Raw genomic sequence first — 2,549 nt, forward strand, 5'->3', positions numbered from 1 at the left:
GCGGACCCTACGGTAACACCGTGATCTGTAGGGTCCGCTGTGCGGACCGACGACCGTGCAGAGCGCGCGGTGGCCGGGTTTATGAGCAAGGCCGCCTCGGCCCCCGGTGGCCGGAACCATGACCAAGGCCGCAAGACCAAGCCCAACACCGTCCGGACCTCGATCAACAGGAATCCGACATGAGTGAGCTCAGCCTACTGTATCAAACCGATTATGCAACCTGGGCGCAACGCCATGCCGAGCTGTTGCGCGCTGGACGCTACACGGAATTGGATCTCGAACATTTATTGGATGAGCTCAGCGACATGAGCAAAAGCGAGCGTCGTGAACTGGAAAGCCGGCTGTTGATTCTGCTCGCCCATTTATTGAAATGGGAATACCAATACCGCGACCTGTCCGACCGCTGGCGCGAATTCAAGGGCGATAGCTGGCGCACGACCATCGTCGAACAACGCAAGCAGCTTGCCGTGCTGCTGCGTCAATCCCCCGGCCTGAAATCCATTCTCCCCGACGCCATCGCGAGCGCCTATACCGACGCTATCGACCTGGCAAGCAAGGAGACGCGCCTGCCGCCGGAGACCTTTCCGGCGCTGTGCCCCTACCAGGTCGCTGAACTGTTCGCGGACGACTACTATCCTGGCCCAGCGCAACACGAAGATGGCCATGACTGACGATTGCGCCAAAGTAGCGCCATCGGACGTGATCACCGGACAAGGGGCGGGTTTCAAACCCGCCCCTACACCAAGGGTCTGTGCGGATATCAGGTAGTAAACCGCCCAAGGTCCGGTGATCGTGACCGGGGCGCCCCAACCGGACGCCGACGCTTTAGCGGGCGGCGCCCCCGCATCCGGCTGAAGCCTCGACGGTCTGTTGTGCGGCGACAAGCGATCCGGACTCACCCAGCCCCAGGAGCCGCCACCGTTAGCGAAGAGCGCCACTACCAAGCCCTGCGCCTGTTGCACCAACCCCGACCTTTCCCAACGCGCCCTGGCCCGCGCACTAGGCGTCAGCGTCGGCTCGGCCAACTTCTGCGTGCGCGCCCTGGTCGAGAAAGGCTGGATCAAGATCTAGAACTTTTGCACCAGCAAGGACAAACGGGCCTACGCCTACCTGCTCACCCCGCAAGGCATCGAGCAAAAAGCGCAGATCACCCGGCGCTTCCTCCAGCGTAAAGAAGCCGACTACCTGGCCCTGGAAGCCGAGATCGCCCGCCTGCGTCTGGAGGTCGGTGCGCAGCGCGACCACGCGCTTGACGACGCCAGTTGACCGGTGGTTTCGACCGACCGGGCCTAGCCGACGGCCCGCACCTGGTCGACAAGGCTGTCGTGGAAGGTCAGGTCCGTTTCCGATGTCACGCTGCCGCCGTTCGCCGATCACCCAACTGATGCCGAAAAAACCACTCCCGCCCGCCGTCCGGCGCGACGATTACGATACGCCCTGGAAAGACATGCTCGACCGCTGGCATCGGCAGTTTCTCGAGTTTTTCTTCCCCGTGGCCGCCGCTGAGATTGACTGGTCGCGCGGCTATGATCCTCGACAAAGAACTCCAGAAAGTCACCCGTCGCGCGGTCGTGGGGCGCCGCCATGTGGACAAGCTGATCAAAGTCTGGCGGCGCACTGGGGAGGAGACCTGGGTGTTGATTCACACCGAGGTACAAGGTAACCGGGAAGCAGATTTCCCGCGGCGCCTGTATACCTATCACTCGCGACTGACCGACCGTTACAACCGTCCGGTCGCCACCTTCGTCGTGCTGACCGACGATCATCCCAATTGGCGCCCCGTGCGCTACGAGCACGCGCTGTGGGGTTGCCGGGCGCTCTTGGAGTTCCCCAGCATCAAGCTGCTGGATTATCGTGACCGCACGGCCGAACTGGAGGCCAGCCCCAACCCCTTTGCGCTGGTCGTGTTGGCGCACTTGGCGGCCACCGCGACCCGCCGCGATCCGGCCGCGCGGCTCGAACACAAGATCGGCCTGACGCGCCGACTCTATCGCCTCGGGCTGGAGCGCGATGCGATCTTGAGTCTCTATGCCTTCATCGACTGGGTGTTAGCGTTGCCCGACGCCTTGGAAGAAGACTACCATCAATGCATTCAAGCGATCGAGGAAGCCGAGCACATGCAATACGTCACCACTGCCGAGCGCATCGGGATTCAGAAAGGCCGTAAGGAAGGTCGTAAGGAGGGCCGTAAGGAAGGTCGTAAGGAGGGTCGTAAGGAGGGTCGTAAGGAGGGTCGTAAAGAGGGTCGTAAAGAGGGCGAGGTCGCCATGCTCTTGCGCCTGATCGCCCGCAAGTTCGGTCCGCCCACCGAACCCGTGCGCGAGCGTATCGAGCGTGCCGACCCCGAAACCCTGGTGGAGTGGTCCGACCGCATCCTGACCGCCCAGACCCTTGACGAGGTGCTCCACTAACGCGCGGCAGCCCCCAAGGCATCCTGCCGCATCCAGTGGCCCCGTGGGAGCGGCCTGCGGCCGCGATGGGGCCGCGCCGAGTGCCGCGCGCATCCGCGATCCCCGCGGCAGCGCCGCGCGGCCGCAGGCCGCTCCCAC

The 2,549-nt window shown here is 63.6% G+C and carries 2 protein-coding genes and 1 pseudogene; all 3 read left to right on the forward strand.

The window, feature by feature from the left end; genetic code table 11:
• Positions 1-179 precede the first annotated feature (179 nt).
• The 3 genes and pseudogenes from QZY03_RS11335 to QZY03_RS11345 all read left to right on the forward strand — a co-directional run bounded on the left by QZY03_RS11335 (position 180) and on the right by QZY03_RS11345 (position 2,411).
• Positions 180-671 carry a DUF29 domain-containing protein gene (locus QZY03_RS11335; RefSeq protein WP_295581055.1) on the forward strand — a complete coding sequence of 164 codons (492 nt, stop codon included), beginning with the start codon at positions 180-182 and terminating at the stop codon, positions 669-671.
• Positions 672-947: 276 nt separating this feature from the next.
• Positions 948-1,266: pseudogene (locus QZY03_RS11340) on the forward strand (MarR family EPS-associated transcriptional regulator).
• A gap of 260 nt (positions 1,267-1,526) precedes the next feature.
• Positions 1,527-2,411, forward strand: a complete 885-nt coding sequence (locus QZY03_RS11345) for a cytosolic protein (protein ID WP_295581057.1) — start codon at positions 1,527-1,529, stop codon at positions 2,409-2,411.
• The last annotated feature ends 138 nt before the right edge of the window (positions 2,412-2,549 follow it).

It is taken from the genome of uncultured Lamprocystis sp. (assembly GCF_903933125.1).
GTDB lineage: Bacteria > Pseudomonadota > Gammaproteobacteria > Chromatiales > Chromatiaceae > Thiodictyon.